This window comes from Asanoa ishikariensis, from assembly GCF_900107455.1.
GTDB classification, from domain to species: Bacteria; Actinomycetota; Actinomycetes; order Mycobacteriales; family Micromonosporaceae; genus Asanoa; species Asanoa ishikariensis.
In genome coordinates this window covers 693,159-708,829 of sequence record NZ_FNQB01000001.1, presented here as the reverse complement: position 1 = coordinate 708,829, position 15,671 = coordinate 693,159, and the positions used below count along the sequence as shown (strand labels likewise).

Genomic DNA, 15,671 nt, shown 5'->3' with positions numbered 1-15,671 from the left:
GCCCCTCTAGTACTTCAGCAGGTTCGCGTCGTCGACGCTCGCCGAGCGTCGCGTCCGGAAGATCGTCATGATGATCGCCAGACCGACCACGACCTCCGCCGCGGCGACGACCATGACAAAGAACGCGATGATCTGGCCATTGAGGTTGCCGTTGATCCGGCTGAACGTGACCAGCGTCAGGTTGGCCGAGTTGAGCATCAGCTCGATGCACATGAAGAGCACGATCGCGTTGCGGCGGATCAACACGCCCACGGCACCGATCGTGAACAAGATGCCGGCCAGCACCAGGTAGTAGCTCGGGTTCATTTCTCGGTGCCCTTCGGGGCGGTCTCGCGCGGGCTGAGCTCACGCGTCGGGAGGATCTCGGGAATGCTTGCCCGGCTGAGCGTGCCGTCCGGCAGCCGCGCCGGGGTGGCGACCGAGTCTGAGGTGGCGTACACGCCGGGGCCGGCCTTCGACCCGGGGTGGTTGCCGGCGCGGAAGCGCAGCCGCATGAGGTCCGGCTGGCCCAGCCGCTCGCTCTTCGGCTTGTGGATGTGCGCCAGCACCATCGCGCCCACCGCCGCGGTGATCAGCAGCGCCGAGGTCGCCTCGAACGCGAACACGTAGTTGGTGAACAGCAGCGCCGCGATGCCCTGGACGTTGCCGTCGCGGTTCGCCGCCTCCAGGCCCACCGCCGTGGTGTCGCTGACCGAGCGGGCGACCAGCGTGCCGACCAGGCCGGCGAAGCCGAGCCCGACGAGAATCGCGGCGACCCGCTGGCCGCGCAGTGTCTCGATCAGCGAGTCCGACGCGTCCCGGCCGACCAGCATCAGCACGAACAGGAACAGCATCATGATCGCGCCGGTGTAGACGATGATCTGCACCATGCCGATGAACGGACCGGCCTGCACGACGTAGAACACGCCCAGGCAGAGCATGGTCAGCACCAGCCAGAGCGCCGAGTGCACGGCGTTGCGTGCCGCCACCATGCCGATCGCGCCGAGCAGCGCGAGCGGGGCGAGGATCCAGAAGGTCACCGCCTCACCGGTGGTGACCGTCGCCGCCAACGCAATGTTGGTCATGACGCTTCTCCCGTCGCGTCCTTCGTGCCGGTCTCCGACCACGGTGCCTTCTCGGCGCCGGCCGAGGTGCCCGGGTTGGTGAGCGCGCCGAGGTAGTAGTCCTTCTCCGTCTCGCCCAGCCGCATCGGGTGCGGCGGCTGCTCCATGCCGGGCAGCAGCGGCGCGAGCAGCTGCTCCTTGGTGAAGATCAGGTCCTGGCGGGAGTCGCGGGCGAGCTCGTACTCGTTGCTCATCGTCAGCGAACGCGTCGGGCACGCCTCGATACACAGACCGCAGAAGATGCAGCGGGCGTAGTTGATCTGGTAGATGCTGGCGTACCGCTCACCCGGCGAGAAGCGCTGCTCGTCGGTGTTGTCGCCACCCTCGACGTAGATCGCGTCGGCCGGGCAGGCCCAGGCGCACAGCTCGCACCCGATGCACTTCTCCAGCCCGTCCGGGTGCCGGTTGAGGATGTGTCGGCCGTGGTAGCGCGGTGCCGCCGGAGCCGGCTCGAACGGGTAGTCGGTCGTCACGATCTTGCGGAACATGTGCGAGAACGTGACGCCGAAGCCCTTGAACGTGCCCGTGATGGCGCCCATCTCAGCCTTCCTTCTCTTCGGACGTGGTGGACTCGATGACGTCGGGTGCGCCACCGCCCACGTTGGCCGGCTGCCGCTCCGCCACCCCACGCCGGGCCCGGGGGCTCGGCGGCACCACGAGGTCCATCGGCGGAAGCGGGAAGCTGCCCTGCGGCCGCTGGTTGACCTGTTCCTGCAGCGTGACCTGCGGGCGCTTCTTGCGGTCCGGCCAGAGCAGGGTGATCAACAGGATGACGACCAACGCGCCGCCGATGATCCCCCAGCGCACCGCGTCGCTGTTCTCCTTCTGGAGCACCCGGATGCCGGCCAGCGCGAGGATCCAGACCAGGTTGATCGGCAGCAGCACTCGCCAGCCGAGCCGCATGAACTGGTCGTAGCGCAGCCGGGGCAGCGTGCCGCGGAGCCAGACGAAGACGAACACCAGCAGGATGACCTTGGCGAAGAACCAGATCAGGCCGAACCAACCCTCGTTGGCTCCGGACCAGATGCTGATCGGCCAGGGCGCACGCCAGCCGCCGAGGAACAGCGTCGTGGCGACCGCGGAGACGGTCACCATGTTCACGTATTCCGCGAGCATGAACAGCGCGAACTTCAGCGAGCTGTATTCGGTCATGAAGCCGGCGACCAGTTCGGACTCCGCCTCGGGCAGGTCGAACGGCGCGCGGTTGGTCTCACCGACGGCGGAGATGAAGTAGATGACGAAGCTGGGCAGCAGCAGGATCGCGTACCAGCCGGGCGCGAAGAAGTCGAAGCCGCCGAGCGAGGCGCTCCGGTCGCTGCCGGCCTGGGCAGCGACGATGCCGCTGGTCGACATCGTGCCGGCGGTCATGAACACCGCGACGATCGACAGACCCATGGCGACCTCGTACGAGATCATCTGGGCGCTCGACCGCAGACCACCGAGCAGCGGGTACGTCGAACCCGAGGCCCAGCCGCCCAGCACGATGCCGTAGATGCCCATCGAGGACGCGGCCAGGATCACCAGCACGGCCACCGAGACGTCGGTGACCTGCAGCGGCGTCTGGTGGCCGAAGATGCTCACCATCGGGCCGAACGGGATGACCGCCAGCGCGGTCACCGCGCAGATCACCGAGATCGTCGGCGCGAAGAAGTAGACGACCTTGTCGGCGGCCTTCGGCAGGATGTCTTCCTTGAAGGCCATCTTCAGGCCGTCGGCCAGCGTCTGCAGCAGGCCGAACGGGCCGACCTGGTTGGGGCCGGGCCGCACCTGCATGAAGCCGACGACGCGCCGCTCGAACCAGACGCCGAGCAGCGTGGCGAGCACCGCGAAGACGAACGCGAAGACAATCTTGATAAGCACGATCCACCAGGGATCGTGCCCGAAGTCGGACAGCGTCGGGTCCTGCGCGAGGTACACCGCAGGCGTCATCGAACCCCTCCAGCCGAGATCGAGACGACCGCGCCCGAGGTGACGCCGAGCGTCCGCCGAGTGGTCGCACCGGGCGAGTTGGTCGGCAGCCAGACGACGCCGGCCGGCATCTCCGTGATCATCGCCGGCAGCGTGACCGCACCGCGGCCGGTGCCGACGGTGACCGCGTCGCCGTCGGCGACGCCGATCGCCTCGGCGGTCACCTTGTCGAGCCGGACCACCGGCGGCCGGGCCGTGCCGGCCAGTTCCTCGTTGCCGTCGAGCAGGCTGCCCAGGTCGATGAGCTGGTGCCAGGTCGCCAGCACCGCCTCGCCGTCGCCGGGCTCGACCACGTCGGTCGGCTCGTGCAGCGGCGCGTGCGGGCGGTCGGCCCGGGTCACCGGGAGGCTACCGAGCTCGCGGCGGACCGTGTTGACGTCGCCCGTGCCGAGCGTGACGTCCAGCGCGGCGGCGAGCGCGTCGAGCACCCGGCCGTCGTTCATGGACTCGGTCGGCAGCACCGTCTCGAAGGTCCGCAGCCGGCCCTCCCAGTCGAGGAAGCTGCCGGCCTTCTCGGCGACCGGTGCGACCGGGAAGACCACGTCGGCCCGGCGGCTGACCGCGCTGAGCCGGACCTCGAGGCTGACCAGGAAAGGCACCGCGTCGAGGGCCTGCTCGGCGAGCTTGGGGTCGGACAGGTCGGCCGGGTCGACGCCGGCCACGACCAGCGCGCCGAGTCGGCCACCGGCCGCGGCCACCAGCATCGTGTCGGTGTCACGGCCGGGCTGGCTCGGGATCACGCCCGCGGCCACGTCCCAGGCGCCGGCCAGTTCGGCCCGCGCCGCCGCGTCGACGGCCAGCCGGCCACCGGGCAGCAGGTTCGGCAGGCAGCCCGCGTCGACCGCGCCGCGGTCACCCGCGCGCCGCGGCACCCAGGCCAGCTTCGCGCCCGTGCGCTCCGCCAGGGCCGCGGCGGCCGACAGGCCACCGGGCACCGAGGCGAGCCGCTCGCCGACGAGCAGCAGTGCGCCCGGCGCCTTGAGCGCCTCGGCGACCACGTCGTGCTCGGCGAGCACCCGCGCCTCCTCGCCCGGGATGATCCGGGCGACCTTGGCGCCGAGCTTCTCCAGGCCCCGCGTCACGTACGGCGAGAGCGCGTAGATCGGCAGCTTGCGCTTGGTGAACTGCTTGCGCAGGCGGAGGAAGAGGATCGGCGACTCCTCTTCGGGCTCCAGCCCGACGATGACCACCGCCGGCGCCGAGTCGATGTCGGTGTACGTGACATCGGTGGTGCCGACGACGGAGGAGGCCAGGAACTCCGTCTCCTCGACCGACAGCGGCCGCGAACGGAAGTCGATGTCGTTGGTGCCGAGTGCGACCCGGGCGAACTTGGCGTACGCGTACGCGTCCTCGACGGTCAGCCGGCCGCCGGTCAGCACGCCGACGCCGTGCGCGCCGTCGCGCGCGGTGCGCAGCCCCTCGGCGGCGACGCTCAGCGCCTCGCTCCAGGACGCCTCACGCAACTCGCCCGTGGCCGCGTCGCGGACCAGCGGTGTGGTGAGCCGGTCGGTGGCGGTCGCGTAGCGGAAGCCCCAGCGACCCTTGTCGCAGTTCCACTCCTCGTTGACCGCCGCGTCGTCGCCGGCCAGTCGGCGCAGCACCTTCCCGCGCCGGTGGTCGGTCCGCATGCTGCAGCCCGAAGCGCAGTGCTCACACGTCGACGGGGAGGAAACCAGGTCGAACGGCCGCGACCGGAACCGGTACTGCGAACCGGTCAGCGCGCCGACCGGGCAGATCTGCACCGTGTTGCCGGAGAAGTAGGAGTTGAAGGGGACGTCGCCCTCCGCGTCCTCGCCCGCGTCGGCGTCGTACACCTCGTCGCGGTAGACGTTGATCTCTTCGTTGCTGCTGCGGTTCATCAGGTCGATGAACTTGTCGCCCGCGATCTCCTCGGAGAACCGGGTGCAGCGCTGGCAGAGCACGCACCGCTCGCGGTCCAGCAGGACCTGCGAGGAGATGTTGATCGGCTTGGGGTATTCCCGCTTGTGCTCGTGGAACCGCGAGTCGGCCCGACCGGTCGACATCGCCTGATTCTGGAGCGGGCACTCACCGCCCTTGTCGCACATCGGGCAGTCGAGCGGGTGGTTGATCAGGAGCAGCTCCATGATGCCCTCCTGCGCCTTCTTGGCGACCGGAGAGCTGAGCTGGGTCTTGACCACCATGCCGTCGGCGACCGCCTGGGTGCAGGAGGCGACCGGCTTGCGCTGCCCCTCGACCTCGACCAGGCACTGCCGGCAGGCGCCCGCGGGCGCCAGCAGCGGGTGGTCGCAGAACCGCGGGATCGCGATGCCGAGCTGCTCGGCGACGCGGATGAGCAGCGTCCCCTTCGGCGCGGTCACCTCGACGCCGTCGATGGTCAGCGTGACCTCGTCGGCCTTCTTGGCTACATCCGTCATCAGTGCGCCCCCACGAGAGCCTTGTCGGACAGGCGCGGAGCCGTCCGGCCCTCGATGTAGTCGAGGTAGTCCTGCTTGAAGTACTGCAACGAGGACGTCACCGGGCTCGTCGCGCCGTCGCCCAGACCGCAGAACGAGCGGCCCAGGATGTTGTCACAGGTGTCGAGCAGCGTGTCGAGGTCTTCGTGGGTGCCCTGACCGGACAGGATCCGCTGGTAGACCCGGACCATCCAGTAATTGCCCTCGCGGCACGGAGTGCACTTGCCGCACGACTCGTGGTGGTAGAACTCCAGCCACCGGAACGTCGCGTAGACCGGGCAGTCCTGGTCGGAGAAGAGCTGCGTCGCCGTGGTGCCCAGGATGCTGCCGGCACCGGCCACACCCTCGAAGTCGAGCGGCACGTCCATGTGGTCGGCCGTGAGCAGCGGGGTCGACGAGCCACCCGGGGTCCAGAAGCGCAGCTCGTGACCCTCCTGCATACCGCCGGCGAGCTCGATCAGCTCGCGCAGCGTGATGCCCATCGAGGCCTCGTACTGCCCCGGGTTGTTGATCCGGCCGGACAGCGAGTAGATCATCGGGCCCGACGACTTCTCGGTGCCCATCGTCTTCCACCAGTCGGCGCCGCCCAGCACGATGTAGGGCACGCTGGCAATGGTGCCGACGTTGTTGACCACCGTCGGCGAGGCGTAGAGGCCGTGGGTCGCCGGGAACGGCGGGCGCAGGCGGGGCTGGCCGCGGAAGCCCTCGAGCGAGTCCAGCAGCGCCGTCTCTTCACCGCAGATGTACGCGCCGGCGCCGCTGTGCACGACCACGTCGAGGTTGAAGCCCGAGCCGAGGATGTTGCGGCCGAGGTAGCCCTTGTCGTAGGCCTCGACGACCGCGTTGCGCAGCCGGCGAGCGGCGTGCACGGCCTCGCCGCGGATGTAGATGTAGGCCCGCTCGGCGCGGATCGCGTACGACGCGATGATCACGCCTTCGATCAGCGAGTGCGGGTCGTGCGTCATCAGCGGCAGGTCCTTGCAGGTGCCCGGCTCGCCCTCGTCCGCGTTGACGACGAGGTAGTGCGGCTTGCCGTCGCCCTGCGGGATGAAGCCCCACTTCAAACCCGTCGGGAAGCCCGCGCCGCCACGGCCGCGCAGGCCCGAGTCCTTGATGAGCTGGATCAGGTCGTCGGGGTTGGCCTTCAGCGACTTCTTGAGCGCCGCGTAGCCGTCGAGCTGCTCGTAGGTCTTCAGCGCCCAGGCGTTCGGCGACAGCCAGCGCTTGGTCAGGACCGGGGTGAGCTTCTCGAGAACTTCCCGCCGAGGAGTGGTGGTCACTTCTTGTCCTCCTTGGCGCCGGCCTTCTTGATCGGGGTGTCCGGGTTGAACCCCGCGACCGCGATGCCGTGCTGTTGTGCGAGGTGCAGGCCGCGCAGCGTCGGCTCGCCCGGGACGCCGTCGGCGACCGCGTCGTCTCGGGTGTCCGGGAAGCCGGCGAGCTGGAGCGACATTTCCTTGAGCGTGCAGAGCCGGGCGCCGCGGCTGGGCTGCGGACGGTTGCCCCGCTGGAGCTCGTCGACCAGGTCGACCGCGGCACCGGGGGTGACGTTGTCGAAGAAGTCGTAGTTGACGGTCACGACCGGGCCGTAGTCGCAGGCCGCCAGGCACTCGGCGTGCTCCAGCGTGATCGACCCGTCGGTGGTGGTCTCGTCGTGCCCGACGCCGAGGTGCTCGCTGAGCGTGTCGTAGACCTCCTGGCCGCCGAGCACGTTGCACATCGTGTTGGTGCAGACGCTGACCAGGTAGTCACCGGTCGGGCGGCGCTTGTACATCGTGTAGAAGGACGCGACCGCGCCGACCTGGGCCTTGTTGATGCCCAGCACCTCGGCGCAGAACTCCACACCGGCCGGGGAGACGTGCCCCTCGACCGACTGCACGAGATGCAGCAGCGGCAGCAGGGCGGACCGGGCGCGGTCGGCCGGGTAGCGCGTCAGGATCTCCCTGGCCCGCTGTCGGATCTCCTCGTCGAAGACCGTCGTTGGCGTCGTCATCGGTCACACCCACCCATCACGGGGTCCAGCGAGGCGCCGCCAGCGATGACGTCGGCGATCAGGCCGCCTTCGGCCATCGCGGGAAGCGCCTGAAGGTTCACGAAGCTGGGCTCGCGGAAGTGCACCCGGTAGGGCCGGGTGCCGCCGTCGGACACCGCGTGGGCGCCCAACTCCCCGCGCGGGCCCTCGATCGCCACGTAGACCTGGCCGGGCGGCACCCGGAAGCCCTCGGTGACGAGCTTGAAGTGGTGGATCAGCGACTCCATCGACTGACCCATGATCTTGGCGACGTGCTCCAGCGAGTTGCCGAGGCCGTCGACGCCGAGCGCGAGCTGTGCCGGCCACGCGATCTTCTTGTCGGCGACCATGATCGGGCCCGGCCGGAGCTTGTCGAGCGCCTGCTCGACGAGCTTGAGCGACTCACGGATCTCGGCGAGCCGCACCTGGTAACGACCCCACACGTCGGCGTCGTTGGAGGTGGGCACGTCGAACTCGTAGTTCTCGTAGCCGCAGTACGGCTCGGTCTTGCGCAGGTCCCACGGCAGGCCGGCGGAACGCAGCACCGGGCCGGTCACGCCGAGCGCCACGCAGGCGGTCACGTCGAGCACCGCGACGCCCTGGGTCCGCTCGGTCCAGATCGGCTGGCCGGAGAGCAGGTCCTCGTATTCCTTGAGCCGCTTCGGCATCATCACGAGGAACTCTTGGATCTTCTTGACCGCGCTGTCCGGCACGTCCTGCGCGACGCCGCCCGGGCGCACGTAGGCCATGTTCATCCGCAGGCCCGTGATCATCTCGAAGATCTCGAGGATGTACTCGCGCTCGCGGAAGCCGTACAACATGATCGAGATGGCGCCCAGCTCCATGCCGGTGGTGGCCAGCCAGACCAGGTGTGACGAGATCCGGTTGAGCTCCATCATCAGCACGCGAATGGTGGACGCCCGCTCGGTGATCTGGTCCTCGATGCCGAGCAGCTTCTCGACCGCCAGGCTGTAGGCGGTCTCGTTGAAGATCGGCGAGAGGTAGTCCATCCGGGTCACGAACGTCGTGCCCTGCGTCCAGTTGCGGTATTCGATCGACTTCTCGATGCCGGTGTGCAGGTAGCCCACGACCGAGCGCATCTCGCGGACCGTCTCACCCTCGAGCTCGAGGATCAGCCGCAGCACGCCGTGCGTCGACGGGTGCTGCGGACCCATGTTGACGATGATGCGCTCGTCGCTGACCGGGTCGGTGCCGTTGACGACGGTGTCCCAGTCACCACCGGTGACGGTGAAGACCTTGCCCTCGGACGTCTCGCGCTCGGGGGCATAGCTGGGGTTAGTAGTCACTGGTAACTCCTCCGCCGGTCCGGCGGTGGGATCTCGGCGCCCTTGTACTCCACCGGAACCCCGCCGAGCGGGTAGTCCTTGCGTTGCGGGTAGCCCTCCCAGTCGTCCGGCATGAGGATGCGGGTCAGACCGGGGTGGCCGTCGAAGATGATGCCGAACATGTCGTACGTCTCCCGCTCCTGCCAGTCGGCGGTCGGGTAGACCGGCGCGACCGACGGCACGTGCGGGTGTTCGGTGCCGACCGCGACCTCGAGCCGCACCCGACGCCGGTAGGTCATCGACGTGAGGTGGTAGGTCACGTGCAGCCGGCGCTCGTCGGAGCCGAGATAGTCCACACCGGACACCGAGGAGCACAGCTCGAAGCGCAGCGACTCCTCGTCGCGCATCGTGCGGGCGACGTCGAGGATCCGCTCGGCCTTGACGTGCAGGGTCAGCTCACCCCGGTCGACGACCACCTTCTCGATGGCGTCGTCGAGACCCGGGAAGGCCTCCTCCAGCGCGTCGTAGACCTCGTCGAAGTAGCCGCCGTACGGGCGCTCGCTGCCACCGGCACCCACCCGCCGGCGGACCAGGCCGCCGAAGCCGGAGGTGTCGCCGGAGCCGGAGATGCCGAACATGCCGCGACCGGCCACAGAGGACGGCGGCAGCTCGGCCGGGGCGCCGGTGGTGGCACCGACCGGCGTCGCCTGCACGGGCACTCCGCCACCGGGCTTGGCGCTGGGCGCCTGTGCGTCGGTCACGGGATCCTTGTCAGGACTGGTGGTCACCACCGCCCACCTCCCTGGAGGTGACGTTCTTCCTTCATCCAGTTCTCGATCCGCAGCTGTTCCTCGCGGCCGTCGCGGACCGCCTGGGTCCACTCGGCGCGCCGGGCCTTGTCGTTGCGGTAGGACGAAGGCATCGAGCCGTACGGCACGACGGGAACGTCACCGCGCTCCTTGCGCTGCTCGAGCATGCGCCGGCCGTTGGGGCCGAGCGGCTCGTGATTGATCTTCTCGCGCAGCTTGAGGATCGCGTCGATCAGCATCTCGGGCCGCGGCGGGCAGCCGGGCAGGTACATGTCGACCGGCACGACGTGGTCGACGCCCTGCACGATGGCGTAGTTGTTGAACATGCCGCCGCTGCTCGCACAGACGCCCATCGAGAGCACCCAACGGGGCTCGGCCATCTGGTCGTAGATCTGCCGCAGCACGGGCGCCATCTTCTGCGACACCCGGCCAGCCACGATCATCAGATCGGCCTGGCGGGGCGACGCACGGAACACCTCCATGCCCCAGCGACCCAGGTCGTAGTGCGGGCCGCCGGCCGCCATCATCTCGATCGCGCAGCAGGCCAGGCCGAACGTGGCGCCCCAGACCGACGACTTGCGGGACCAGTTGACGAGCTTCTCCACGGAGGTGAGCAGGACGCCCGCGGGGAGTTTCTCTTCGATACCCATGCTGGCGTGCCTCCCTTCAGTCCCAGTCCAGGCCGCCGCGACGCCAGACATAGGCGTATGCGATGAACACGGTGCCGATGAACATGACCATCTCGACGAACCCGAACAGCCCGAGCGAATCGAAGCTCACGGCCCACGGGTACAGGAAGATGATTTCGATGTCGAAGACGATGAACAGCATCGCCGTCAGGTAAAACTTGATCGGGAACCGGCCGCCGCCAACGGGCTGCGGGCTAGGTTCGATGCCGCACTCGTATGCGTCGAGCTTGGCCCGGTTGTACCGGCGCGGGCCGGCGATCCGGGCCGACGCGACGGAGAACAGCGCGAAGAAGGCAGCCAGGGCCATGAGCCCCAGGATCGGTGCGTACGGCGAGAGCGTCATGGTCTTCCCTGCTCGTCCTTTCCTGCCCTCTGTCGAGAATCAGCGTCTGAGTATTCACCGTTGTGCGGGCCTTCGCTTGGCGGGGTCGGGCCCAAGTGCCGTGCTTACGCGGCTGGCACCACTTTGGTCATCGCGTTGATGACTCGGTCCATCGCGTCGCCACCGCGCGGATCCGTGAGGTTGGCCAGCAGTTTGAGAACGAACCGCATCAGAGTCGGGTGCGGCATGCCGTGTTTCGTGGCGATCCGCATGATCTGCGGGTTGCCAATCATCTTCACGAATATGTTGCCGAGCCGGTAATAGCCGCCGTAGCGGGCCTTCAGCTCGGCCGGGTACGCGGCCAGCGCGCGCTCGCGGTCGGCACCGGTGCGACCGAGCGCCTGCGCGACCACCTCGGCGGCGAGCTCACCGGACTCCATCGCGTACGCGATGCCCTCGCCGTTGAAGGGGTTGACCATGCCACCGGAGTCGCCGACCAGCAACACACCGCGGGTGTAGTGCGGCACGCGGTTGAAGCCCATCGGCAGCGCGGCACCGAGGATCGGGCCGTCGGCGTTGGCCTCGTCGTTCATGCCCCACTCGGGCGGCGTCGCGCCCAGCCACTCGGTGAGCATCCGCCGGTAGTTGGTCTTGCCGAACGCCGCCGACGAGTTGAGCACGCCGAGGCCGACGTTGACCCGGCCGTCGCCCATGCCGAAGATCCAGCCGTAGCCGGGCAGCAGGCGGTCGCCGCCTTCCTTGCTGCGGAGCTCCAACCAGGACTCGAGGTAGTCGTCGTCGTGCTTGGCCGGCGAGTGGTAGTAGCGGCGGACGGCCACGCCGATCGGCCGGTCCTCCCGCTTGGCCAGGCCCAGCGCGAGCGGGAAGCGGCCGGAGACGCCGTCGGCCGAGATGATCAGCGGCGCGCGGTATTCGCGCGGCTCGCCACCCTCGACCTCGGCGGTCACGCCGACCGCGCGGCCGGTGTCGTCGAGCACCGGGCCCGTGACGGTCACTCCGGTGCGCAGGTCGGCGCCGGCCTTCACGGCCTGCTTGGCGATCAGGTCGTCGAAGTCGAAGCGGGTGCGCACCAGCCCGTAGTTGGGGAAGCTGGCGAGGTCGGGCCAGTCGAGCTCGAGCCGCACGCCGCCGCCGATCACCCGCAGGCCCTTGTTGCGCAGCCAGCCCTGCTCCTCGAAGGAGCCGTCGGCGGTGAGGCCCAACTTGATCAGTTGCTTGACCGCGCGCGGGGTGAGCCCGTCGCCGCAGACCTTCTCGCGGGGGAACTGCGACTTCTCCAGGACCAGCACGCGTACGCCGTGCCGCGCCAGGTGGTAGGCGGTAGTGGAGCCACCCGGTCCGGCACCGACGACGATCACGTCGGCGTCGTTGTCCCTGCTGGCGGCCACTACGACTCCCCCTGGGGTTCCGGCTGTCTTCGCTCCTCGCGGGCTCGTGAAATGCTTCACAAGCTCATCGGGTGGAGTCTAGAACCGGGGATACTGCGGACGGCCAGTTAGGTATACCTAACCCCGAGGGCCGAACCGAGTTGTCGATCGATGTCCGTTTCGCTAATCCGGCATTCCCGAAAAACACTCATTTGCGAGTGGCACGGTGCAGCGCGACGATTCCGCCCGACAAATTCCGCCAGCCGACGTCGCCCCATCCGGTCTCCTGAATCCGTGCCGCGAGATCTCGCTGGTTAGGCCACGTCTGGATGGACTCGGCCAGGTAGACGTACGCGTCCGGGTTGCTGGACACCCGACGGGCGACCGCGGGGAGTGACCGCATCAGATACGAGAGGTAGATGGTGCGGAAGGTGAAGTTGGTGGGGTGGCTGAACTCACAGACCACCAGCCGGCCGCCGGGCCTGGTCACCCGGGCCAGCTCACGCAGGGCGCCACGGGTGTCGACGACGTTGCGAAGTGCGAAGGAAATGGTGACGGCGTCAAAGGTGGCGTCCGGAAAGGGCAGCGCCAATGCGTCGCCGGCGAGCAGCGGAACGGTCGGCCTGGTGTGCCGGCCCGCGCGCAGCATTCCGACCGACAGATCCGCGCCGACCGCGTACGCGCCGGAACGGGCGAGTTCCTCGGTCGAGACACCGGTGCCGGCGCCGACGTCGAGCACTTTTTCGCCCGGCTGGAGTTCCAGCGCCGCGCGGGTGGCCTTCCGCCAGCCACGGTCCTGCCCGAAGGAGAGCACGGTGTTGGTCAGGTCGTACCGCTCGGCCACCCCGTCGAACATCTCGGCGACCTCGTGCGGCTGCTTGTCCAGGTTGGCTCGCGTCACCCGGCCACTGTAATGAAACGGCCCGCTCCCAGTTCGGGAGCGGGCCGAGGTGTCGCTTGCTGGCTGACCGTGTCTAGGCGTCGGGGGTCACCGTGACGATGCGGCGACGGCGGGCGACGAGGAACAGCACCACGCCCGCGATGACGACCAGGGCGCCGATGCCACCGATGATGCCGGCCGCCGGGCCGGTGACCGGGAGGCCACCGCCGCCGCCCTCACCGGGCTCGCCGGGCGGCGTGCTCGGCTCGCCGGTCGGGGCCGCACCGACGAAGATGTCGAAGCGCGCCTGGTTGTCGGCCTCGTCGGCGTCGACGAGTTCCTTGCGCTGCTCCTGGGTGGCCGCCCGCGCCTCGTCGCCGGGCTGCTCTGGGTCGGTCGCACCGGGCTCGAGCGCCCGGGCGTCGATGATGCCGTCCGTGATCACGCCGGCCGTGGCGTCGTCGGCGACCTTGACGCTGATCTCCGGAAGCAGCACCTCACCCGGCTTGAGCACGACCTCGTCGTCCTCGCAGATGATGCCGTTGACGTCTTCCCACACGATGCAGTTCTCCGGCATCGCGGCGATCGAGGCCCCAGCCGGCAGCATCACCGAGTAGCCGATGCCGACCACGCGCTTGCTGCCGTGGTTGAAGATCGCCGAATCGAGCGGCGCGGTGCCGCCCGGTGCCACCGGGGTGCGGGCCTCCTCGCCGACCTCGTCGCCGTCGGCGACCACGTCGGCGTAGATGTCCTGCGCCCAGACCGTCAGGTCGTAGGTCTTCGCCTCGACGGTGACGTCGACGTCCGCGGAGTTGTTCTCTTCGTTCGTGTCGCCGGGAACGACCGCGGTGATCGAGAACGAGCCACCGTTGCCCTTCTTGCCGTTGGCGTTGAAGAGCGGGATGCCGATGACCACGTCCTGGTCGGCGGCGATGTCACCGATCGGGCAGGCGTACGCGGCCGGGCCCGACTTCGTGCAGCCGTCCGGCGTCACGTAGCCGACCTTGCCCTTGAGGCCGGACAGGTCGAGCTTGACGGACACGTCGCTGGCCGCGGCGTTGCCGAAGTTGCGCAACTCGACCTGGAACGGCTTGGCCTTCGCCTCCTTGACGCCCTTGGCGAGGTGGAGGCTGATCGGGGTGACGGCGACGTCCGGGCCATCGGCGGCGTACGCCGGGCCGGCGACGGCGACCAGGCCGACCGCGAGAGCGGCGGCCGCACCGGCGCGAAGGGCCACGGCGCGCATGCGCGTGTTCATCTGCTTCCTCATGGGGGCTGTGAGGCGAGTGGTGCCTGTGTGGCGGCTGAGAAGGGGAACAGCGCACGCTAACCGCACGCGGCGCGACCGCGCTAGACCGTGATCAGATAGAAAAACGCCGAGGCGGGATGGTTTCCCATCCCGCCTCGGCTCTATATGTACGACCGTCTCGCGGTCGGCGTCTCATGGGCGCTGCCATTGGTCGCGTTCTCGGCGACGCCACGGACGCTATCGACCGTGGAAAACCGCCCGCTAGCAGGCGGTACCAATCGTGTGCTGACCGTTGCCGAAATGTTGCCGAAGGGCCCGCTGAAACGTTCTCAGTGCTGTTCGACGAGCGGCAGGGGCGTGCCGACCCCGCCGCCGGGCAGCGCGATCGACGAGAAGTGCGAGACCACCCGGTCGTCGGTCGGGTCGTCGGCCGGCGTGTGGTGCACCCGCAGGTGGTTGTAGAGCGTGTCCCGCTGCGCCGGGATGCGGCCCGCGGATCGGATCATCCAGATCAGTTCGTGCAAGTTGGACCGATGCCGCGCACCGGCGGAAGAGATGACGTTCTCCTCCAACATGATCGAACCGAGGTCGTCGACGCCCATGTGCAGGGCGAGCTGGCCCACGTCCTTGCCGGTCGTCAGCCAGGACGCCTGGAGGTGCGGCACGCTCTCGAAGAACAGTCGGGCCACCGCGATCAACCGCAGGTATTCCAGGGTGGTCGCCTGGGTCCGGCCCTTGAGGTGGTTGTTCTCCGGCTGGTAGGTCCACGGGATGAAGGCCCGGAAGCCGCGGGTGCGGTCCTGCACGTCGCGGATCATCCGCAGGTGCTCGATGCGCTCCGCGTTGGTCTCGCCGGTGCCCATCATCATCGTCGCAGTGCTCTCCAGACCGAGCCCGTGCGCGATCTCCATGACCTCGAGCCAGCGCGCGCCCGACTCCTTGAGCGGCGCGATCGCCTTGCGGGGCCGATCGGGCAGCATCTCCGCACCGGCGCCGGCGATCGAGTCGAGCCCGGCCGTCTTGATCCGGGAGATCGCCTCGTCCAGCGACACACCGGAGACCTTGGCCATGTGCAGGATCTCGGACGGGCCGATCGAGTGGATGACGAGCTGCGGATAGGCGGCCTTCACGGAGCTGAACAGCTCCTCGTAGTACTCGACGCCGTACTCCGGGTGGTGCCCGCCCTGGAGCATGACCTGCGTCGCGCCGAGCTCGACCGCCTCGCCGCAGCGACGCAGGATCTCCTCGGTCGGGTGGGTCCAGCCCTCGGCGTGCTTCGGCGCCCGGAAGAAGGCGCAGAACTTGCAGGCCGTCACGCAGACGTTGGTGTAGTTGATATTGCGATCGATCAGGTACGTGACGATGCCGTCCGGATAGCGGCGGCGACGCACCGCGTCGGCCGCCTCGCCGAGCGCATGAAACGGCGCCTCGGTGTAGAGCAGCAACGCCTCCTCGGCGGTGATCCGCCCGCCGTCGGCGCCCCGCTGCAGAACCTCGTCGATCTCCCGCCGGTTATCCACGCACCGAGCCT

The 15,671-nt window shown here is 68.9% G+C and carries 14 protein-coding genes and 1 pseudogene; all 15 read right to left on the bottom strand.

From position 1 onward, the window contains the following. Positions 1-6: 6 nt before the first annotated feature. Positions 7-306 carry an NADH-quinone oxidoreductase subunit NuoK gene (gene nuoK / locus BLV39_RS03320; protein ID WP_089252461.1) on the bottom strand — a complete coding sequence of 100 codons (300 nt, stop codon included), beginning with the start codon at positions 304-306 and terminating at the stop codon, positions 7-9. After that, positions 303-1,064: an NADH-quinone oxidoreductase subunit J gene (locus tag BLV39_RS03315; protein WP_090786987.1), complete on the bottom strand. Its 762-nt coding sequence runs from the start codon at positions 1,062-1,064 to the stop codon at positions 303-305. Before BLV39_RS03315 ends, nuoK begins: the two co-directional genes overlap by 4 nt. Beyond that, positions 1,061-1,642: an NADH-quinone oxidoreductase subunit NuoI gene (gene nuoI, locus BLV39_RS03310; RefSeq protein ID WP_090786985.1), complete on the bottom strand. Its 582-nt coding sequence runs from the start codon at positions 1,640-1,642 to the stop codon at positions 1,061-1,063. Before nuoI ends, BLV39_RS03315 begins: the two co-directional genes overlap by 4 nt. Position 1,643: 1 nt before the next feature. Then, positions 1,644-3,032: an NADH-quinone oxidoreductase subunit NuoH gene (gene nuoH, locus BLV39_RS03305; protein WP_090786982.1), complete on the bottom strand. Its 1,389-nt coding sequence runs from the start codon at positions 3,030-3,032 to the stop codon at positions 1,644-1,646. Next, positions 3,029-5,467 carry an NADH-quinone oxidoreductase subunit G gene (locus tag BLV39_RS03300; protein ID WP_090786979.1) on the bottom strand — a complete coding sequence of 813 codons (2,439 nt, stop codon included), beginning with the start codon at positions 5,465-5,467 and terminating at the stop codon, positions 3,029-3,031. Before BLV39_RS03300 ends, nuoH begins: the two co-directional genes overlap by 4 nt. Further along, positions 5,467-6,786, bottom strand: a complete 1,320-nt coding sequence (gene nuoF / locus BLV39_RS03295) for an NADH-quinone oxidoreductase subunit NuoF (protein WP_090786976.1) — start codon at positions 6,784-6,786, stop codon at positions 5,467-5,469. The genes BLV39_RS03300 and nuoF overlap by 1 nt, the downstream gene beginning before the upstream one ends. A gap of 11 nt (positions 6,787-6,797) precedes the next feature. Next, a pseudogene (gene nuoE, locus BLV39_RS03290) lies at positions 6,798-7,499 on the bottom strand (NADH-quinone oxidoreductase subunit NuoE); the annotation flags it as partial. Continuing rightward, positions 7,496-8,824, bottom strand: coding sequence for an NADH-quinone oxidoreductase subunit D (locus BLV39_RS03285; RefSeq protein ID WP_090786973.1), 1,329 nt, complete (start codon positions 8,822-8,824; stop codon positions 7,496-7,498). The pseudogene nuoE and the gene BLV39_RS03285, both read right to left, overlap by 4 nt. Continuing rightward, entirely contained in the window at positions 8,821-9,564 is a 744-nt protein-coding gene (locus BLV39_RS03280) for an NADH-quinone oxidoreductase subunit C (RefSeq protein WP_090791081.1), read from the bottom strand. The genes BLV39_RS03285 and BLV39_RS03280 overlap by 4 nt, the downstream gene beginning before the upstream one ends. Before the next feature lie 23 nt (positions 9,565-9,587). Beyond that, positions 9,588-10,262, bottom strand: a complete 675-nt coding sequence (locus BLV39_RS03275) for a NuoB/complex I 20 kDa subunit family protein (RefSeq protein ID WP_090786969.1) — start codon at positions 10,260-10,262, stop codon at positions 9,588-9,590. Positions 10,263-10,278: 16 nt separating this feature from the next. Next, positions 10,279-10,644 carry an NADH-quinone oxidoreductase subunit A gene (locus BLV39_RS03270; RefSeq protein WP_090786966.1) on the bottom strand — a complete coding sequence of 122 codons (366 nt, stop codon included), beginning with the start codon at positions 10,642-10,644 and terminating at the stop codon, positions 10,279-10,281. 104 nt (positions 10,645-10,748) lie between these two features. Next, positions 10,749-12,032 carry a geranylgeranyl reductase family protein gene (locus BLV39_RS03265; protein WP_090786964.1) on the bottom strand — a complete coding sequence of 428 codons (1,284 nt, stop codon included), beginning with the start codon at positions 12,030-12,032 and terminating at the stop codon, positions 10,749-10,751. A 187-nt stretch (positions 12,033-12,219) separates the two neighbouring features. Further along, entirely contained in the window at positions 12,220-12,912 is a 693-nt protein-coding gene (locus tag BLV39_RS03260; protein WP_090786961.1) for a demethylmenaquinone methyltransferase, read from the bottom strand. A 73-nt stretch (positions 12,913-12,985) separates the two neighbouring features. Next, complete coding sequence (locus BLV39_RS03255) at positions 12,986-14,149, bottom strand: hypothetical protein (protein WP_090786957.1); 1,164 nt, start codon at positions 14,147-14,149, stop codon at positions 12,986-12,988. Positions 14,150-14,469: 320 nt separating this feature from the next. Beyond that, complete coding sequence (gene mqnC, locus BLV39_RS03250; protein ID WP_090786954.1) at positions 14,470-15,660, bottom strand: cyclic dehypoxanthinyl futalosine synthase; 1,191 nt, start codon at positions 15,658-15,660, stop codon at positions 14,470-14,472. Between the last annotated feature and the right edge of the window lie 11 nt (positions 15,661-15,671).